Source organism: Marinomonas flavescens, from assembly GCF_004352835.1.
GTDB classification, from domain to species: domain Bacteria; phylum Pseudomonadota; class Gammaproteobacteria; order Pseudomonadales; family Marinomonadaceae; genus Marinomonas; species Marinomonas flavescens.
The window spans coordinates 81,213-98,810 of sequence record NZ_SJSB01000008.1; the positions used below are offsets into that span (position 1 = coordinate 81,213).

The 17,598-nt window shown below is 43.2% G+C and carries 13 protein-coding genes; 6 read left to right on the forward strand and 7 right to left on the reverse strand.

The genetic code is table 11. The features are described 5' to 3' along the window. Window positions 1-38: 38 nt before the first annotated feature. Both E0D70_RS09975 and E0D70_RS09980 read left to right on the forward strand, forming a co-directional pair. Window positions 39-1,919, forward strand: coding sequence for a VWA domain-containing protein (locus E0D70_RS09975; RefSeq protein WP_133012142.1), 1,881 nt, complete (start codon window positions 39-41; stop codon window positions 1,917-1,919). Next, a complete protein-coding gene (locus tag E0D70_RS09980) occupies window positions 1,912-2,697 on the forward strand; it encodes a class II glutamine amidotransferase (RefSeq protein ID WP_133012257.1) in 786 nt (261 codons plus the stop codon). The genes E0D70_RS09975 and E0D70_RS09980 overlap by 8 nt, the downstream gene beginning before the upstream one ends. 148 nt (window positions 2,698-2,845) lie before the next feature. Here E0D70_RS09980 and cysK read toward each other — a convergent pair whose 3' ends face one another. Further along, a complete protein-coding gene (cysK, locus tag E0D70_RS09985) occupies window positions 2,846-3,811 on the reverse strand; it encodes a cysteine synthase A (protein ID WP_133012143.1) in 966 nt (321 codons plus the stop codon). Window positions 3,812-4,006: 195 nt separating this feature from the next. On the opposite strand from cysK, the gene hrpA reads away from it, so the two are divergent. Both hrpA and E0D70_RS09995 read left to right on the forward strand, forming a co-directional pair. Then, on the forward strand, window positions 4,007-7,882 hold the full coding sequence (hrpA, locus tag E0D70_RS09990) for an ATP-dependent RNA helicase HrpA (protein ID WP_133012144.1): 3,876 nt from the start codon (window positions 4,007-4,009) through the stop codon (window positions 7,880-7,882). Between the two features lie 27 nt (window positions 7,883-7,909). Further along, window positions 7,910-9,124, forward strand: a complete 1,215-nt coding sequence (locus E0D70_RS09995; protein WP_240537059.1) for an MlaA family lipoprotein — start codon at window positions 7,910-7,912, stop codon at window positions 9,122-9,124. A 544-nt stretch (window positions 9,125-9,668) separates the two neighbouring features. Here the strand turns inward: E0D70_RS09995 and E0D70_RS10005 are convergent. The 3 genes from E0D70_RS10005 to dusA form a co-directional block, all read right to left on the reverse strand. Continuing rightward, on the reverse strand, window positions 9,669-10,181 hold the full coding sequence (locus E0D70_RS10005; protein WP_133012259.1) for a sugar O-acetyltransferase: 513 nt from the start codon (window positions 10,179-10,181) through the stop codon (window positions 9,669-9,671). A 104-nt stretch (window positions 10,182-10,285) separates the two neighbouring features. After that, entirely contained in the window at window positions 10,286-11,236 is a 951-nt protein-coding gene (gene tal / locus E0D70_RS10010) for a transaldolase (RefSeq protein WP_133012145.1), read from the reverse strand. Window positions 11,237-11,241: 5 nt separating this feature from the next. Next, entirely contained in the window at window positions 11,242-12,279 is a 1,038-nt protein-coding gene (dusA, locus tag E0D70_RS10015) for a tRNA dihydrouridine(20/20a) synthase DusA (protein WP_133012146.1), read from the reverse strand. Between the two features lie 529 nt (window positions 12,280-12,808). Between dusA and E0D70_RS10020 the strand changes: the two genes are divergently transcribed. Next, the gene (locus tag E0D70_RS10020) at window positions 12,809-14,029 is read left to right on the forward strand and encodes a hypothetical protein (protein WP_133012147.1); all 1,221 of its coding nucleotides are present in this window, start codon (window positions 12,809-12,811) and stop codon (window positions 14,027-14,029) included. Between the two features lie 491 nt (window positions 14,030-14,520). After that, the gene (locus E0D70_RS17790) at window positions 14,521-14,658 is read left to right on the forward strand and encodes an antA/AntB antirepressor family protein (protein WP_133012148.1); all 138 of its coding nucleotides are present in this window, start codon (window positions 14,521-14,523) and stop codon (window positions 14,656-14,658) included. Window positions 14,659-14,934: 276 nt separating this feature from the next. On the opposite strand, the gene E0D70_RS10035 is transcribed toward E0D70_RS17790, so the two are convergent. The 3 genes from E0D70_RS10035 to E0D70_RS10045 form a co-directional block, all read right to left on the reverse strand. Beyond that, window positions 14,935-15,198, reverse strand: a complete 264-nt coding sequence (locus E0D70_RS10035; RefSeq protein WP_133012149.1) for a hypothetical protein — start codon at window positions 15,196-15,198, stop codon at window positions 14,935-14,937. 213 nt (window positions 15,199-15,411) lie between these two features. After that, complete coding sequence (gene trmJ / locus E0D70_RS10040) at window positions 15,412-16,182, reverse strand: tRNA (cytosine(32)/uridine(32)-2'-O)-methyltransferase TrmJ (RefSeq protein WP_133012150.1); 771 nt, start codon at window positions 16,180-16,182, stop codon at window positions 15,412-15,414. A gap of 6 nt (window positions 16,183-16,188) precedes the next feature. Beyond that, entirely contained in the window at window positions 16,189-17,532 is a 1,344-nt protein-coding gene (locus tag E0D70_RS10045) for a J domain-containing protein (RefSeq protein ID WP_133012151.1), read from the reverse strand. Window positions 17,533-17,598: the final 66 nt, after the last annotated feature.

The following is a 17,598-nucleotide window of genomic DNA, read 5'->3' on the forward strand; positions in this document are numbered from 1 at the left end:
ATTGATTCAGCCCTAATAACACCAAGAGGTGGTCGCTAGTGAAACAGTTGAAGATAGGTGTAGTGCTTTGTTTTGTTTTTGTTTCCTTATGGTCTTCTTTTAGCCAGGCTGATACTCAATTTCGAATTATTGTCGATGCTTCTGGTAGCATGCAAACCAGTGATCCTAATAAAATCACCGCCGAAGCATTACGGCTTATTTCAGACCTAGCGCCTGAGAATAAAGCCACAATAGGTGTGTGGCTTTTTGGTGAAAAACCCAGAGTGCTTTTTCCAGAATCACTGATTACTCCTTCCTCTAAAGCCAAGCTCGCTAATTACGTTAGTAATTATAATACTGAAGATCTAAAAACAGATCTTGAGTCCATTCTCACTATGCTCCTTAAAACACCGGATACAGCAGGGCTTGCCCCTGGTTTTAATCGAGAATGGATATTGGTTACCGATGGTATGGTTGATATTAGCTTAGATGAGCAGGTCAACGAGGCTTCTCGTCAGCGTATATGGGGAGCTATTACTCAGCAATTAGAGGAGAAAGGGATACATCTTCATACCATCTCTCTAACTGGCTACACGGATAAGGCTTTGCTGGATCATTTGTCATATCGAACCAACGCAACGCATACCGAAGTGGCGGTTCCGGAAGACTTACTTGATACCTTTGATCGTATTTATAGTCAGGCTTCCCCTGCAGAAGAGCTTCCCTTAATCGATAATGGTTTTGATGTTGATTCAAATATCGATGAAGTGACATTTGAAATGTTGCACGCGACTGGGGTAGTTCCAAAAATTATACAGCCTAATGGAGAAAGTCTCCCACTAGTTGAACGCCCTGGAGTGCATGTTTCTGATGCGCCGCATTACACCTTAGTAACTGTGACACAACCAGAAGCCGGCCATTGGCGTGTTGAAAATGTGAACCTTATGCGGACCCAGGTTCGAGTGCTATCAAGCTTGGTGGCGAAAGCGACTAAAGTAGCGCCGCTTAGCTTTACGAAAGAGGCTATTGATTCAAATGTGGCTCTGTTCCAAGACGGGATACCGGTTAGTGAGCCTGACGTCCTAGGTTCAACAACGGTTACACAGAAACTCTCGCGAATCGCAGGAGGAAGTAAAACGCCTGTATTAACGGTAGCTATGAATCAAGTGGGCACTGAGTACAAAAGTCGCATTGAAGGCGTTAATAAGCCCGGTCTTTATGAGTTGAGCAGTACCATTCATGGCGATACCTTCTCCCGTAAGGTGCGTCAATATTTCACGGTTCAACCTGCGGTGCATTTTGATGTTAAAAATAATGGGGCAAATTTAATTACTTTCTCAGTAAGTCCTACCAACGCCAAACTTAACGCTTCATTATCCAGCGTAACACTTAAGCTGACTTACTCCGATGGCTCTCAAAAATTAGAATCCATGCCTTTCATTAGTCAAGGTTATTGGGAAAAGATAGTGCCTATTTCGCCAAATGCTTTTGTTAAAGCCAGTGCCGAATTAGTGGGTGTCACTCAGTCAGGCGAAAAACTTAAATACAGCACTCCAACTTGGACTATTGAGCGTCAGGAGAATGACCAGATCAATATTCAAATAGGCAATCTTACTAGAGCGCAAGATGAGCCAAATAGTGACGAGACTTTGCCTCAGAATCAGGTAGTAAATGGGTTGGTTGTGCCGCCGAATGTGGATGTCGTCAATGTTGGAACGACACAAGTTCAAGATGAACCTGTCGCGCAAACTGATGACAAGCCAAATAAGGGGATAGTAGAAAAAGTAACCAAAGAAGTCACCACTATGACTCAGACCAGCTGGTTTATCTACGCAGTTATTGGCTTCGTTGCTTTCATTCTTATTTTATTAGTATTTATTTTTTCTCGACGATCTGCGCCGAGAAGCCGTTATCAGGATGAAGAATCAGACGATGTGTGAGTTGTTAGGTATGAGTGCAAATGTCCCTACCGACATTTGTTTTAGTTTTTCAGGGTTAATAGCCCGCGGTGGTAGAACAGGTCCGCATCGTGATGGCTGGGGGATGGCTATGTATCGAGATGGTCATGTTTGGACCATGCATGATCCGCGACCGAGTTGTGATTCAGATTTAGCAGAGGTGATGAGCAAGAGTTCGCTAAAATGTGACATAGTAATTAGTCATATTCGCCAAGCAAATGTAGGGGCGGTAAGTTTGCCTAATACGCATCCGTTTAGTCGAGTTCTCTGGGGAAAAACCTGGACTTATGCGCACAATGGCCAGCTTGAAGGGGCTGAATTATTGCCTGTCGGAATGCATCAGCCATTAGGCAGTACCGATTCAGAGCGCGCCTTTTGCTGGATGATAGAGCAGTTATCGACTCGTTTTGGAGAGCAAGAACCTGATCTCATTATCCTTGCTGAGGCGATTACTGAGCTGGCGTTGCAGATGAAAGACAAAGGTGTTTTTAACATGATGTTGTCCGATGGTACTGCGTTGTATTGCTTCTGTACTACTAAGCTACATTGGATTGTTAGACGGGCGCCGTTTAAAAAAGCCACATTGTCTGATGAAGACATCAGCATAAATTTTCAAGAAGTGACCAGTGATAAAGACGTAGTGACAGTGATTGCCACTCAACCGCTGACGCATGACGAGGAATGGGCGCAAATGCTGCCAGGGGAACTATGCGTTTTCCAAGGTGGCGAAGTCGTATTTCAGAAAAAGCCTAGCGAATAGAGAATTTCACAAGACACTAAGGTCTAAGTGCGGTGCTAAGCATAAAAAACCAGACAAACACGGGATCAGTGTCTGTCTGGTTTTTATTTATCTAACTGGCTATTTAATAGTGAGAAGATCAACCACGATATGATCGATCATGTATTGATTACTGGACTAATTCATTGTCGCTGAATTCGCCTTCAAACAAAGCGGTAGATAAGTAACGTTCGCCTGAATCTGGTAGAATTACCACGATTTTCTTATCTTGAAATTCCGCCATTTTATTCAGTCTTTCTGCCGCTGCAACCGCGGCGCCACAAGAAATACCACACAAAATACCTTCTTCGCGCATTAGGCGTTTGGCCATAGCAATAGCGTCTTCATTGGTGACTTGCTCAACACGGTCAATGATAGACAAATCTAGATTTTTTGGAATAAATCCAGCGCCAATACCTTGGATTTTATGGGGTGTGGGTGTCGGTGTTTCACCGTTGAGTGTTTGTGTGATAACCGGTGAATTAGTCGGTTCTACTGCGACACTTAAAATGGCTTTTTCTTGCGTATTTTTAATGTAGCGGCTGATGCCTGTAATGGTGCCTCCTGTGCCGACACCAGAGACTAAAATATCAATATCACCATTGGTGTCTTTCCAAATTTCTGGACCTGTGGTCTTTTCATGAATTTCTGGGTTTGCTGGGTTATCAAATTGTTGTAACGCAACAAAAGTATCGTCTTTCGCTATTTCTTCTGCTTTTTCGATGGCGCCTTTCATGCCTTTGGCAGGCTCAGTCAAAACAATCGTAGCACCAAGAGCTTTCATGACTTGGCGGCGTTCTACGCTCATGCTTGATGGCATAGTGATAGTGATAGGATAACCGCGTGATGCAGCGACAAAACACAGTGCAATACCGGTATTTCCACTGGATGCCTCAACGATAGATTTACCTTTTGTCAGTATGCCTTTCTTCTCAGCATCCCAAACCATATTTGCGCCAATTCGACATTTCACAGAGAAAGCAGGATTGCGGGATTCTACTTTCGCCCAGATATTTCCATTGCCAATTTTGTTTAGACGAACCAAGGGGGTATTGCCGATAGTAAGAGAGTTATCTTCAAATACTTGCTGAGACATGCTATTTCCTTATTCATTGATCTATTGAAGAGCGCTACACGCCAAAAGTAGTGCAGCAAATTGCGTTCACTATAACCCCTTGATAGGGATTAATGTTAGAATTTCCAACTATATAGATATAAACGGCGCGTTTTTTTCTCAGTATTTACAACTCTCTTATTAGCGCCAATTAACTAGGATATTAGTGTACTTACTATGCCAATTACTGATGTGATGATGCGTGATCGTCATCTTATTGCTCGTAAACAAGAGCAGTTAGCCAAACGTAAAAAAGACGGATTACCCTTTGACCGCATGGTGTCTGAATTGGATGCCATGATTGCAAAGTCTGAGGCTTTATTTCAGGCACGGCTAGGTCGATTACCTAAAATTACTTATGATATTAGCTTGCCTGTAGCCGAGCGATCTGAAGAAATCATTAAGGCAATTCAAGAAAACCAAGTCATCATTATTGCTGGTGAAACGGGGTCAGGTAAAACGACACAGTTGCCTAAAATGTGTCTTGAAGCAGGCCGTGGTATTGCTGGTCTGATTGGTCATACGCAACCACGACGTATCGCGGCGCGCAGTGTGGCTGAGCGTATCAGTGACGAGATGCAAGTTAAGCTTGGTGAGCAAGTGGGTTTTCAGGTTCGTTTTAGCGACGAAAGCAACGAAGAGACGTTAATCAAGTTAATGACTGACGGTATTCTGTTGGCGGAAATCCAGCAAGACAAAATGCTCTATAAATATGACACCATCATCATTGATGAAGCTCATGAGCGCAGTTTAAATATCGACTTTCTATTAGGGTATTTAAAGCGTGTACTGGCTGCGCGCCCTGAGTTGAAAGTCATAGTCACGTCCGCAACCATAGATGTGGATCGCTTTTCGGCACATTTTGATAATGCGCCTGTTATTGAAGTGTCTGGTCGAACCTATCCTGTTGAAGTGCGTTACCAACCGTTACTGAGTAAATCAGATTCCGACACGTTGGACGAAGATCAAAGCATGGAGCAAGGTATTCTTGATGCGGTCGAATTATTGATCCAAGAAGAAAGAGCCTCTGGCTATCGTGGTGCTGGCGATGTTTTGGTCTTTTTGGCGGGTGAGCGAGAGATCCGTGAAACCGCGGAAATTTTACGCCGAGCGGAGCTGAGAAACACCGAAGTATTGCCTTTATATGCGCGTTTGAGTACCAGTGAACAGAAGCGAATTTTCAAATCCCATTCTGGGCGTCGTATTGTCTTATCAACTAACGTAGCGGAAACCTCATTAACCGTGCCGGGCATTCGTTACGTGATCGACCCTGGTTTGGCGCGAATGAGTCGCTACAGCGTGCGCTCTAAAGTGCAACAATTACCGATCGAAAAGATCAGTCAGGCAAGTGCCAATCAACGTGCCGGTCGATGTGGTCGTGTCGCCGCCGGTATTTGTATTCGCCTTTATGATGAAGCGGATTTCGCCACACGCCCTGAATTTACTGATCCAGAAATTTTCCGCACGAACTTGGCATCGGTTATTTTACAGATGGCCAATCTGCGCTTGGGACCAGTCGAGAAATTTCCGTTTGTAGAAATGCCAGAACGGCGCATGATCAATGACGGTTATCGAGCGTTGACAGAACTTGGCGCGTTAAAAGGCGAGCAGCTGACACCAATTGGTCGCCAACTGGCCAAGTTACCGATCGACCCTAAATTAGGCCGTATTCTGATTGCCGCCGAAAAGCAATCCGTGTTGAAAGAAGTGGCCGTGATTGTCAGTGCTTTATCTGTTCCTGATCCACGAGAGCGTCCTCAAGATAAGAAAACACAGTCCGATCAAGCTCATGCGCAAGACAAAGATGAAGATTCTGACTTTGTGGTGTTTCTTAATTTATGGGAACGTTATGAAGAGCAACGCCAAGCCTTGTCACAAAATCAGCTGCGTCAGTTCTGTCGTAAGCAATTTTTAAACTTTATGCGAATGCGAGAATGGCGTGATATTCATCGCCAAATTTTGATCGCGTGCAAACAGTTGGGTTTTAAAGAAGTTGAGCACGAAAATCGCAACTACGAAGCGATTCATCGTTCTTTGTTGGCAGGCTTGTTTACGCAAGTGGCGAATAAAATGGATGACAGCAAAGAAATGCTGGGTTGCCGCTCGCGTAAAGTGTCGATCTTTCCGGGTTCTATGCTGTTTAAAAAACCGCCGCAATGGGTGATGGCGGCAGAACTTGTGGAAACCAGCAAGTTGTATGCGCGAGTTGCCGCGCGCATTGACCCAGAATGGATTGAAGAGTTTGCAGAGCCTTTTGTGAAGCGACAGTATTTTGATCCGCACTTTGAACGCAATCAAGGTCGCGTCATGGCTCAAGAGCAAGTGTCTCTGTACGGCCTGATCATTGTGGCCAAACGAGGCGTGGATTACGGACGCATTGAACCTGAAGAAACACGCGAGATTTTGATCCGTAGTGGCTTGGTTGAAGGGCAGATGCGTACTAAACAGGCTTTTTATCGTAAAAATAAAGCGCTGGTGGACGTTCTTGAAACACAAGAGGCTAAGTTGCGTACGCGCGATATTTTGGTGGACGATGAAGCGGTGTTTGCCTTTTATAATCAGCGAATCCCGCAAGATGTTCTGAACCAGAAGAGTCTTGAATATTTTTCGAAAAAATCCCCAGATGCATTGGTTATGACCCGGGACGATCTTATTAATCAAGACGTTACCGTGGACGACATTGCGTTCCCTGACTCGTATGGCTTAAACGGTGTGGCACTGCCGATTGATTATCGCTTTGAGCCGGGTAAAACCACCGATGGCGCGACACTGAAAGTGCCAGTGGGGTTACTACGACAGTTGAACCTAGATGATTTGGGCTGGGCGGTGCCAGGCTTTATAAAAGAGCGCTGTGAAGCATTGTTACGTGCTTTGCCCAAGGCATTGCGTCGTCGTTTTGTGCCGATTCCTCAGTTTGTTGATCGGGTGTATCCGAACCTCTCGCAAGATAAAGGGGACCTGCTCGAACAGTTGAGTTTGCAAATTAAGCGTGAAACCTTGATCGAAATTCCTCTAAATGAGTGGACGCCAGACAAATTAGAAACGCATCTAACGCTGTCGTTAGAAGTGGTTGATGAACGTGGGAAAGTACTGGGTATTGGTAAAGACCTTGCTCAGCTTCAAGCGCAATTTAGCGATTTGGTAGAAGAAAGCTTTGCCCGGTTTGGTACTAAAGAGCACGAGCAAGACGACTTAACGGAGTGGCCTGATCAAGATATTCCTGAGCGACAAGAAATCAAACAAGCAGGCATTAAAGTCACTGCGTTTCCTGCGTTAGTGTCAACGGGAGAAACAGTCTCTCTAAAAATGTTTGATGATCAAAATACGGCTTTGGAGTCTCATCGAAAAGGCGTGATTGCCTTGCTGAAAAAGGCGCTGCAAAAAGAGGTTCGTTATTTACAAAAGAACTTGCCGCATATTAAAGAGTCAATGTTGATCTTTTCGCCTTTAGGGCAAAAAGAGGTACTGCTTAATGACTTATTGAATGCCATTTTAGACAAGGTCTTTTTGGATGGTCGTCCATTACCGCGTAGCAAAGCTGAATTTGAGCACTGCATGGTGGCTCACAAACAGCAACTAATTAGCATCGCGAATGAGATGGCGAACCAATTGTATCGGGTGTTGTCTTCATATCAAGGTGTGGCAAAAAGGATGAAAGGCAGTATTCCTTTGCCTTGGACACGTGTTTATGGGGACATTAAAGTCCAGCTTGAAAGTTTGATTTATCCAGGTTTTATTGGCAATACGCCACTATTTTGGTTAGGTCAGTTACCGCGTTATTTTAAAGGGGTTGAGGTGCGTTTAGAGCGCTTTCAAAATCATTTAAATAAAGAAAACAACTATGTTACTCAGTTAGAAGGTCTTTGGCAGACGTATTCAAGGCAGAAGAAAGCCCACGATGACAAGTCTCTTTATGATCCTGAGTTAATAAAATATCGTTGGATGTTAGAAGAATATCGTATTTCATTGTTTGCGCAGTCTGTTGGCACATTGGAGCCTATTTCAGATAAGCGATTGAATAAACAATGGCAAGGCGTCAAAAAACTTGTTTAGGGCAGATAATTAATGAAGGCAATAGTGATGAGAAGGTCGACAACCTGGATAATGGCGGGGTTACTTAGTGTTACCTTAAGCGCCTGTGCAAGTAAATCGCCTGACGGTGCTGGGTCACCAGAAGCCGCAGTGCCGATTGCAGAATCATCTAGTGTGAACGCAGATAAGCAGGCATCCCCGAAAAAAGCCGTTTCAGGTGAGGCTGTTAAAGATAATGCAGACAATGCCAAATTACGTGCTGACGGAACAAGCAGTGATGCTAGTGCCGGTGCTGTTAATTCAACCGACAGCACTGTTAATTCGGCTGACAACACTGTAGCAACAGATCCTGCAGACCCATGGGAAGGCTTCAACCGTGCCATGTTTTCATTTAATAGCGTTTTAGATGGGTATTTTTTAAAGCCCGTTGCGAAAGGCTATCAAAAAGTGACCCCCGAGTTCATGCAAACAGGGGTGAGTAATTTCTTTTCTAATATAGGTGAGATTTCAAACCTGACAAACAGTGCTTTACAAGGTAAGAAGAACGCCTTCGTAGGCTCTACATGGCGATTTGTCATCAACTCAACGGTTGGTGTGTTTGGTTTATTTGATGTGGCCTCATCCTTAGGCATTCGTAAATACGATGAAGATTTCGGACAAACACTAGGGTATTGGGGCGTGTCGAATGGGCCTTACCTTGTACTGCCTTTCTTAGGGCCATCTACGGTTCGTGATGCTGGTGGTACCGTTGTCGACTTGTTTAATTATGACCCGGTTGATGAGCTGGATCTTAATGAAGATCAAAATCTCGGGCGCTGGGCTTTGTACGTGGTACAAAAACGCGCCAGTTTCTTATCTGCTGAATCGCTTATTATTGGTGATCGTTACAGTTTTATTCGTGATGTTTATTTGCAGACTCGACAAAATGAAGTGTATGACGGTCATCCACCTCAATCATCAGCGAAAGACAAATCAGACTCTGAAGACAGCTGGGGTGATGAAAGTAGCGATGATACCGATAGTTGGGGTGATGAAGACGGTACTGACAGTTGGGGCGATACGGATTCCTCTGACACGACACAACCAGCAGCCGACTCAACTGCAAACGTCACGTTACCAGCCTCTAAAAAAACATCGACAGACAATAGCGTGAAAACAGACCGCGCTGGCACAGAAGTTATTAAGTCTAATGACGATGCAGCCTCGAAAAGCTTGCCTAGTAGCGACGCGGCATTGTCCGTACAGAGCGCTACTGCTAAATAGTACTTCACGTTGTTTTATAGGCTTGCCGTAGGCGAAGTCGTATTGTTATAAAAACCTGATGAGTCATGCTCATCAGGTTTTTTTTTGAGCCATTATTCTGGGTGCCGTATTGGTGATTAGGTAAGGTTATTTGTCTTAATGGATTGATGCAGAGGAACACAGAGTGAAAACAATAGGCGTAATTGGTGGTATGAGTTGGGAGTCAACTGCAAGTTATTATTCCACCCTGAACCAAGGTGTCGCTCAGTCATTAGGGTAATGGTATTCTGAGAAAGTCATAATTAATAGCGTTGATTTTTAAGGAATTATTTATAACGAGTGGTGCCTCGAAAACATCAACGACGCTTCTCGCCACGAATATCTGCGCATCATCAATGAGTTAGTCGGCCAAGGGGTCAAGCAATTATCTTGGGCTGCATGGAAATTGCTTTGTTGATAAAGCCTGAAGATACGCTGATAAGGTTGTTTGATATCACTGCGCTGCATTGTGATGCCGCGGTAAAGCAGGCATTAGATGCTTTGTAACGTAAGTGGCTATGAAGGCTTAACCGAGATAGCGCTCGTTGTTTGCTACGTTCCGTGTTACGACGACATTCGCACCAATAATGGCGTTATCGCCAATGGTAATGCCGGGTAGTATCTTTGCGCCACCGCCAATCCATACCTTGTTGCCGATCGAGATAGGCTTAGCATGGCATTCGCCTGCGGCTCTTGTTGCTGCATCGCGAGGGTGGTCGACCGTATAAAGATGAACACCGGGACCAATTAAAACATCATCGCCAAGAGTGATCTGAGCGCTGTCCAAAAAGACGCAGTTGAAATTAATGTAGCCTCGTTCTCCAATGTGAATCTGAGTGCCATAGTCGCACTGGAAACCGGGTTCAATCACTAGGCTACCAAATTCAGCGAAGAGCCGAGTAATGTGGCGCAGATTGCCCTTACTTGGGTGAGCATTGTATTTGGCGCAGGCCAAACGAGCGGCTTCACGACGTAATCGTAAATCTGTGTCTATGCCATTGAACGCGAGCCCTTGGCGCATTTTGTCGAATTCTGTCATCTTTTCGTTCAATGTCTTGCCCTTATTACTTGATTTGGATGCATAAAAAACGCGACCTAGGTCGCGTTTTTACATCGTCTGCTTGTTACTAGGTGATTAACCTATTACAGCATAGCAACCAAAGTCGTTTCTAGTTTACGTTGGTCTGCCGCAAAGTTACGAATGCCTTCAGCAAGCTTCTCAGTTGCCATCGCATCTTCGTTCATTGCCCAGCGGAAAGCCTGTTCAGAAATGGCTTCTGGTGCAGGTTTTACGTCCGTTGTCGGGATCAATTTACGCTCTAGTGGGCTTTCGTCTTTTTTCAGTTCTTCAAGCAGGGCAGGGCTGATAGTCAAACGATCACAACCTGCAAGTTGCTCGATTTCACCGATGTTACGGAAGCTTGCGCCCATAACGACAGTTTTGTAGCCATGTTCTTTGTAGTAGTTGTAGATTTCAGTAACAGACACAACGCCTGGATCGGTCTCTGCAGTGTATTCTTCGCCCGTTGATTTTTTGTACCAATCAAGGATACGACCCACGAATGGAGAGATTAGGAATACACCCGCTTCTGCACACGCTTGCGCTTGAGCGAAAGAGAAAAGCAGCGTTAGGTTACAGTTGATGCCGTCTTTTTCTAGCTGCTCAGCGGCTTTGATGCCTTCCCAAGTGGATGCGGCTTTGATCAAGATGCGGTCACGAGTAACGCCAGCTTCTTCATAAAGCTTGATTAAACGATGCGCTTTTTCGATCGTACCTTGAGTGTCGTATGACAAACGTGCGTCGACTTCTGTAGAAATACGGCCCGGTACGTATTTAAGAATCTCAGTACCTACGATAACCGCTAGCTTGTCGCTTGCGTCGATCAGTTGCTGGTCTTTGTTATCGCTTTGTTCTTTGGCCCATGCAATGGCTTGGTCTAGAAAAGGGGCATATTCAGGGATTTGTGAAGCTTTAAGCATCAAAGAAGGGTTTGTGGTCGCATCTTCTGGCAAGAAGTTTTTGATTGCCGTGATATCGCCGGTGTCAGCCACAATGGTAGTGAACTCTTTTAATTGAGATAACTTGTTGCTCATTGCTCTTATCCTTTACGTTGATGATTTTTGACCAATTCAATGGCCTCTAATAATACGTCTATCTTTGCGTCAAGTTGATGACCATTTTCTGAAAGATAGCGTCGGAATTGTTTGCCACCAGGTTCGCCTTGGAAAATGCCTAAAATGTGGCGAGTTAGGTGCGACAGTCGTGCGCCTTCAGCCATACGGGCTTCCATGTGTAGCACAAACTTTTCAAGCGCTTCAAAACGGTTGGCGACCAATGATTGTCCGCCAAAAAGCTGCTCGTCTATTTGGCTTAAAATCCAAGGGTTATGGTACGCCTCACGGCCGATCATAACGCCATCGACGTGCTCTAATTGTTCTTGGCATTCTGCTATGGTCTTAATGCCACCGTTTATGATGATTTCAAGGTCTGGGAAGTCTTGTTTCAACTGGTGTACATAATGATATTTCAGTGGTGGTACTTCGCGGTTTTCTTTCGGGCTTAAGCCTTGAAGAATCGCTTTTCGGGCGTGAACAATAAAAGTGTTGGTGCCAGTAGTGGCAATATCACCCACAAAGTCACGTACTACACTGTATTCCTCTTGATCGTCTATGCCAATACGGTGCTTGATGGTCACCGGAATACTACAAGCATCCTGCATTGCGCGCATGGCGTCTTTGACTTTGTCTGGGTGCTCCATCAGGCAAGCACCGATCATGCTGTTTTGCACGCGATCGCTTGGGCAACCTACGTTTAAATTAACTTCATCAAAACCCGCTTGCTCGGCAAGCTTAGCGCACTTACTCAAATCGACCGGGTTAGAACCACCTAGTTGCAAGGCAAGAGGGTGTTCACATTCGTCATAATGCAAAAAGCGTTCAGGATTATTGCCATACAACAAAGCGCCCGTCGTCACCATTTCGGTATAAAGCAGCGTATTCTTGCTTAATGTACGAGCGAACACTCGGTAATCGCTCGTCGTCCAATCCATCATGGGTGCTATAGAGAAGCGTCGATCAAGCTTAGTGTTTGATGTTAAAGGTGTTTCGCTGTGATTGGTGGTGTCTGTAGCAGTCATTAATTTAGTCTTTCATAATCGAAAATAGATGTTTTTAGTGGCTTAGTGCTAAACAAGTGCTGAATAATTTTTTTCAGCACTTGAGCGTAAATGCACTTGATTATCTGATGTGGCGATTATGTCATAAAATTACATTAATTCTAATAGATGACAGTCGTTACTTTAGAAAGAAGAAGAGAAAGAGCTATGTTGTAAGGAACCAATTGCGTTTAGAAGCTTGTTATTTAATGCTTTTTTAGCCGTGATTACGATTTGTCCAAAAGGAATTACTATTTTTCCAGCTGGATTTTTCTAGTTATCGATCTTGTAATAAATAGAACCAAAAGCTGGTTCGACTAGAATTTGAGGTCAGATGAAAAATAGCTTAATTCTCATCTGGCTCCAATAGATTCTAGGATAGATTAAACATAGAGTTTGGAGGGCAGATGGAAAATAGTTTTTAATTTTTATCTGACCCCAAAAGGAATTCATAGTTTAATAAGTGCTATGATCAAAAATACTACAACCTCCTATCGAAGATGACCCATTCATGAATGAAAAAGGCCCTAAGAATTCCTTAAATTATGTTGTATTAATCGCCATTGTAGCTGTCGTTGTATTGATATCAGTGGCTTGTTGGTGGGCATACGTCAGCAATGTCGGCTCATTGCCGTCTAAAAACAGTGATGATTGGGGATCATTTGGTAGTTATTTTGGTGGCGTTCTTGGACCTGTGTTGTCTACGGCGAGTATTTTATTTATTTGGTGGCAATTTCATAGATCTGATTTGCGTGTTCAGAAACAAATGCAAGTCATGGATGCTCAATATCAAACTATTCAGTTACAACAGTTCGAAACGACATTTTTTAATCTTATTGATAGGCATAATTCTGTAATTAAAAAATATCAAATTAGGTCTGGTAATATGCTTCAGGAAAAAGTGGAGATGTTCGATGGTTTTAGTTATATAGAAAATAAATTTAAAAGTGATTGTAATTATAAAGAATTGGAAGGTGATTTTTTAATAAATGGTAGTTTTTATAAAAAGTATTTTCTTTTTTTTGTTCAGTTTTTTAAGTTTATAGAGCAAAATAAAAATCTTCTTGAAGATGCGGGGAAGTATAGTTTCTATTTTGATGTTTTTAAAAGTGGAATGGATGAAGAAGAATTTAGATTGTTATATTTTTTATTGTATTATTACAAAGGTGATGTTGATTCTTCTTCTTTTTTTAAGCGAAGTTTGGTTTTTAGTGATTGTGGATCGAATTTATTTGGTTTTAATAATACTTTTTATTTTGATAGAAGGTCTCTTTCGAATTTAAAATATATGTTTGAAATGATATTGGAAAATGGTTTGGGATGCTTTGTTTATAATAGAGAAAAAATTATTGCTTGTTTAGTTGTATTTAAAGGTGAATGTAATAGAAGATTTTTCTCTGAGGAGTCTGGTAAAGTTTTTAAAGATGAAATTGCTGAACATAGCGAGGAAATTAATAGGGTTGAGATGTTTGCGCAAAAAAACTTTAGTGATGAAGATTGGGGCAGTCATAAAAACAAAGGCTCTTTTAGGCTTTATAAAATTCATCAGTTAGATGTACTTTGTTCAGATATTGTTGAGTGCTCAAATTATTTTCAGTCGATCAAAAGAGAGCGCGATGATCTAAACAAAGAGTATCGAGCTTTTGACTCTAATGGGATTCTTGCCAAAGAAATAATTTTGATTTTAGACCGTATACTTGAATCCTCTCCATTGACCCCACCCGCACCTTGATCTTGATCTTGATCTTGATCTTGATCTTGAATTTGGGGTCAGATGAAAAATAGAATAGTTTTTCATCTGACCCCAATAGATTAGGACGTTTGTTCTAGAAAGGAACGATGAAACTGACATTGCGGGCTTCTACTCGCTCAGCAATATTGAGGTCAAAATTCCTGTTCCTCACAAACTTTATAAGAAATACCCTAACCTATTGCCCGGCGTGACACTAGCCAGAATGGGCGTGGACAAAGGCTACCAAGGGCAGGGCATCGCCAAGATCATGGTAGTCGATACAATGCGGCGAACCTTGCTGATAAATGAAAATATTCACGTCGTTGGACTATTTGTCGATGCCAAAGAGACGATGAGTTCGTAAAAAATTATCAGAATCGCGGCTTCATCTTCTTTGAGAAGGAAGAGCACACCTCTAAGCTTTGGATGCCGATCGACGCTATTGTAGCTTTCTTTAAAGGTCGAAAATAATCTATTAAGGCAGTAATCCATTGCGGGTTGCTGGCTTATTATCACTTACTGGAAGCGCCCTAAATAAACTTGGCCGAGATTTTTCTAATTGGATAAAAGCTCGCATCAATCGATATGGCTTTATTGAAGGGGAAGACTTTATGTGTGTTGAAATTTGAGCTAGCTAAAACGGGCGAGCTCAAAGTTTAGGGCGCAAATAGTTAAAGAGTATTTCGTCACTCTGAACATGACAAAAGAACTGGCTATGTCTAGTGATCAAGTTTAGCGAAAAAGGCAAACAGACAAGTCAGTATTTTATGGGCTGAGAAAAACAAATCCACGAGCAAAAACACTTTATCTCGACTTCCGTGAACTAAAAATCAGTACTTATATGCTTATTTATAAACAGAGGCTCTGTATACAGGAAGGGTATCTTGTATACAGAGTGTTTGTTCTTATTCACAAATCGTATCAGTTTGTTTTAATAATGTGGCGGTGTAATGGCAATGATATGTTTTGTCTAGTACGGAGGCCGTAAATTCAACATGCTCACCTTGTGTTTGTTTATTCGTGATCACAATATTGTCTGGGTTAGCATGAATAACGGAACTGACTTTATTTTGTAGTGTTTGCTCTGGCGTTAGTGAATTATTAAGAGACGCGCAAGCGGTGAGTAGCGTTGTTGCTAGGATTAGACTTACTGTCATGATGATTTTCATTAGAGAGTGATTCCTTATTCTTGGCGGACGAAAGTGAAACTCCCTAAACGGGAGGGTGTCGATACCCAGTTTGATAATTATAGTGACTTATTCGTGTCTTTTGAGCGCGTTTACTGGGACTTTACTTTATGGCTATGTCTAGTTATTAGGAGCATAAAAAACACAGGTCACTTCAGTAAGCTGTGTTTTTTATCGAGTAAAATAGTAACTGTATTAGTCTTGTGATTGTTCTTGTTTGGCTTTTTTCTCGGGGTGATTGTTAGCTTCTGTTAGCCCAGCTTCGCGCTGAACCGCCGCTAATACACCTCGTAAAATCCCCAGTTCTTGTTTTTCAGGACGAGAGCGGTTAAAAAATCTATGCAGTTTATCCAGTACCTTGCCAGGGTGATTACGAACAACGAAATTGATCCCGTAGAGGGTTTCTTCTAAATGTTTATAGAATAAATCCATGTCTTTTTTGCGTGGGTATTCTGCTACGGTTTTGTCGTAAATGGTCTGATCTTGATTGGCCATCCAGATTTCATAAGCGACGATTTGAACCGCTTGAGAAATGTTTAGTACTGGGTATTCGTCATTGGCATCGATGTAAACTTGACGATGGCACTGGGCAATTTCTTCATTCAAAAGCCCGGTGGTTTCACGTCCAAAAACGATGGCTACTTGGTGTTCTTTTGATTCTGGAATGACAGTTTGCGCGCATTCTCGAGCATTCATAATAGGGAGCTGAAAAGTGCGATGACGAGCGCTAGTACCGACCACAAGACTGCAGTCGCTAATGGCTTCTTCTAGTGTGCCTACGATGGTGGCATTCTCTAGCAGATCAACCGCTCCAGCTGCACGACTAGTGGCTTCGTCTGAAGGGTAGTCGTTAGGGTCTACTAAATATAAATTTGTCAGGCCCATGTTTTTCATGGCGCGGGCAATTGCACCGACATTTCCTGGGTGAAAGGTGTTGATTAAAACAATCCGAATATTACTCAGCATGGGTTATTAATTACTCAGTGTTTGATCGACTTTTTGTTCGGGTTTGAGCGTGAGCGATTGCTCTGTGCTGGCAAACTCGACATTATTTAAGACGACTTGGTTGGTGTCATTGAATAGGAATTGATTGCAGGTGTGATGATACAGGGAACCTGTCTCCAACACCAATCGATAGCGGCCTTTTGGTATGAAGTTGGCCGCAAAGGCTTGTCCCGCTCGTAAATAAATGGAGAAGGGTGGGAGGCCATCGTAAGACTGAAAGCTAAGCAAACTGGCTTGTTCTAGCTGATTTAAAATTCTCAGTCGACTTTTGCCATTGGCGTTGCCGATCAGTTGTCCATGTCGTGGCGCTATGCCTGGTTGTCCTATACAGCCTGTTTCTACCGCATGCTGCGCCGACCCAAAACCAACGTTTTTTGCTTGCACCCAGCCACTAATACCTTGGTAACGGACAGTCAACCAGTCACCTTGTGCTTTGATACTTTGAATATTCGTTAAAGCGGGAATGTTAATCAGTTGTTGCGTTTTGGTATCGGGTTCTGCGAAGAGTTTTGTGGTTGCTAATGTGTAGTTAGTACCGACCCGAAACTGAGGGTATAAGCCAGAAATGTAAGCGTTAGGGGTGTGTTCTGCTTTGGTGTTCTCGTGGGCTTCTTGCCAATATAAGGTGCTATATATGCCTGCTGCGAAACAAGCAATATACGTAGCGGTGCGAAACGCTGCTTTGGCAGCGTATAAGCGAATGGGGTGGCTGCCACGCTCGTTTTTAACGGGATCTGGATCGTCGACAAAGGATTGGTATGGGGGGATTTCAAAATCATCAAAAGAATAGGATTCGTTTGTACCTGAGGTGTTTGCATCTGATGAGTTGTAATCTGAAGCGTTATAGCCTTCAGAAGTAAAGCCTTTCGACGATTTGAACGCTTCTTCATAGAGTGCTTTAACGCGCTTTTCATTGAGCGTATTTCTAGCTGTTTTTATGGCATCTTCGCGAGTTTTGTCTTGTTGGGCGTTGTTGCGTCGCATTTCTTCATAGGCACGTTGTCGCTCTTTAACGAAAGCTTCTTGTTCTTTGTCTGTGTTGGGCGAATAGCTGCTGTATTGATTATCACGTGAGGGTCTTGCCTGCGCGAAGTCGTAAGGCTTCCAGTTGGGTGCGGCTGAGCCTTGTTTTATGTCATCTAATACATTTTGATAGGCTGCTTGTAAGCGCTGGAAATGTTCTGTTGTGTCGACTCCAGGATTTTTATCCGGATGGTACAGTCTTGCCAAACGACGGAAAGCGCTTTTCGCTTCTTGTGTGCTGGCGTGAGTAGGGATTTCTAACAGTTGATAATCGTCTATAATGCTCATGCTATCCTAGAAAATAAGCGTTTAGGCAAGGTGTGGGACTATGCTTAGCATTATGCACGATTTATT

Coding starts and splice junctions, on each gene's coding strand:
- dusA (WP_133012146.1), bottom strand. CDS start 12,279: ATGACTGCTACAGACACCACCAATCACAGCGAAACACCTTTAACATCA.
- E0D70_RS10020 (WP_133012147.1), top strand. CDS start 12,809: ATGAATGAAAAAGGCCCTAAGAATTCCTTAAATTATGTTGTATTAATC.
- cysK (WP_133012143.1), bottom strand. CDS start 3,811: ATGTCTCAGCAAGTATTTGAAGATAACTCTCTTACTATCGGCAATACC.
- trmJ (WP_133012150.1), bottom strand. CDS start 16,182: ATGCTGAGTAATATTCGGATTGTTTTAATCAACACCTTTCACCCAGGA.
- E0D70_RS09995 (WP_240537059.1), top strand. CDS start 7,910: ATGAGAAGGTCGACAACCTGGATAATGGCGGGGTTACTTAGTGTTACC.
- E0D70_RS10045 (WP_133012151.1), bottom strand. CDS start 17,532: ATGAGCATTATAGACGATTATCAACTGTTAGAAATCCCTACTCACGCC.
- E0D70_RS09980 (WP_133012257.1), top strand. CDS start 1,912: ATGTGTGAGTTGTTAGGTATGAGTGCAAATGTCCCTACCGACATTTGT.
- E0D70_RS10005 (WP_133012259.1), bottom strand. CDS start 10,181: ATGACAGAATTCGACAAAATGCGCCAAGGGCTCGCGTTCAATGGCATA.
- hrpA (WP_133012144.1), top strand. CDS start 4,007: ATGCCAATTACTGATGTGATGATGCGTGATCGTCATCTTATTGCTCGT.
- E0D70_RS10035 (WP_133012149.1), bottom strand. CDS start 15,198: ATGAAAATCATCATGACAGTAAGTCTAATCCTAGCAACAACGCTACTC.
- tal (WP_133012145.1), bottom strand. CDS start 11,236: ATGAGCAACAAGTTATCTCAATTAAAAGAGTTCACTACCATTGTGGCT.